General features: G+C 60.0%; 1 protein-coding gene. It reads left to right on the top strand.

Annotated features, from left to right (window positions below; genetic code table 11):
• Positions 1 to 68 precede the first annotated feature (68 nt).
• Positions 69 to 1,189 (top strand): IS3-like element IS407 family transposase gene (locus HWX22_RS31215; RefSeq protein WP_175916988.1). Its coding sequence is split into 2 segments (ribosomal slippage): positions 69 to 327 and positions 327 to 1,189, totalling 1,122 coding nucleotides; the frame shifts between segments, so codons are not numbered across the junction.
• Positions 1,190 to 1,236 lie beyond the last annotated feature (47 nt).

Genomic DNA, 1,236 nt, shown 5'->3' with positions numbered 1-1,236 from the left:
TGACCTGCCCCCTGCAAACAGGGCCAGCCGGAGTCTAGTAAAGTTCGTTTTCGGAGAAGAAGACGAACATGAAGAAGCGCTTTACGGAACAGCAAATCATCGGGTTTCTGAAGGAAGCCGAGGCCGGTATGCCGGTCAAGGAACTATGCAGGAAGCACGGGTTCAGTGATGCGTCGTTCTACACCTGGCGCGCGAAGTTCGGCGGCATGGAAGTCTCGGAAGCCCGCCGGCTCAAGGACCTCGAGGTGGAGAATACCCGGCTGAAGAAGCTGCTGGCCGAAGCAATGCTCGATATGGAAGCGTTGAAGGTCGTCGTCAAGGGAAAGCCCTGAGCCCGCAAGCCAAACGCGAAGCAGTATCGGCGATTCGGGAGAAGGTCAATATCTCCGAGCGCCGCGCCTGCCGGCTTGTCGGGCTTTCTCGCAGCGTGCTGCATTACGACGCGAAGCCGGACCACGAGAATGACGTGCTAGCGGCGCGTCTGGTGGAGTTGGCACACGAACGTCGTCGATTCGGCTACCGTCGACTGCATGCCCTGGTGGAACGCGAAGGCACGCACGCCAATCACAAGCGCATCTATCGCCTGTACCGTGAGGCAGGGCTGGCTGTGCGGCGCCGTCGCAAGCGCCACGGCGTCATGATTGAGCGCGAGCAACTGGCATTGCCGGGCGCCCCCAACGAGGTGTGGTCAATCGATTTCGTGATGGATGCGCTTTCCAACGGCCGGCGCGTGAAGTGCCTGACCGTCGTCGACGACTTCACGAAAGAGGCTGTCGACATCGTCGTCGACCATGGCATCTCAGGTTTGTATGTCGCTCGGGCATTGGACCGCGCAGCTCGCTTCCGTGGCTATCCCAAGGCGGTGCGAACAGACCAGGGCCCCGAATTTACGAGCCGCGCGCTTGACCAGTGGGCGTATGCGAACGGCGTCGCTCTGAAGTTGATTCAGGCGGGCAAGCCAACGCAGAATGCGTACATCGAATCGTTCAACGGCAAGTTCCGCGACGAATGCCTTAACGAGCACTGGTTCACGACGCTCGCGCACGCTCGGGCTGTCATCGCGGCATGGCGTCAGGACTACAACGAGCAAAGGCCGCACAGCGCACTGAACTACCTTGCGCCGTCAGAGTTTGCGGCGAAACATCGGGCAACCGCGGATACTCCTGCCGCTTTCCAGGAGTTGGTTTAATGGGACTTTGCTAGAAGCCCATTGGCCCTATTGATGGGGGCAGGTCA

It is taken from the genome of Burkholderia sp. BCC1638, assembly GCF_902833195.1.
GTDB classification, from domain to species: Bacteria; Pseudomonadota; Gammaproteobacteria; order Burkholderiales; family Burkholderiaceae; genus Burkholderia; species Burkholderia diffusa.
The sequence above is the reverse complement of the archived record's forward strand: the minus strand, read 5'-3'. Positions and strand labels throughout refer to the sequence as shown.